We start from the raw sequence: 275 nt of genomic DNA on the forward strand, positions 1-275 counted from the left end.
GCAGCATAACCCTGGCACAAAAAATAGAACGATCGTGCTAATCTATTCGCATGCTGTTGCGGCAAGCGTTTCGTTTCGCAGACAATACGCTCCCGAATAAAAGCATTCTAACGGTTAGAGGAACGCCAATGACCCCCGCAAGCCTCATCGAGCAATACGGCCCGCGCGAATCGATGGAATACGACGTCGTGATCGTCGGCGGCGGCCCCGCCGGGCTGTCGGCGGCGATCCGGCTCAAGCAGCTGGCCGCCGAGAAAGGCGCCGAGATCGGCGTG

The 275-nt window shown here is 58.9% G+C and carries 1 protein-coding gene; it reads left to right on the forward strand.

Features of this window, described 5'->3' with window-relative positions:
* Positions 1-56: 56 nt before the first annotated feature.
* Positions 57-275, forward strand: a 219-nt coding sequence (locus tag SB751_RS30220; protein ID WP_410749049.1) for an FAD-binding protein, incomplete at its 3' end; no start/stop codon positions are given.

The organism is Cupriavidus sp. SIMBA_020, assembly GCF_046535395.1.
Classification (GTDB): domain Bacteria; phylum Pseudomonadota; class Gammaproteobacteria; order Burkholderiales; family Burkholderiaceae; genus Cupriavidus; species Cupriavidus campinensis.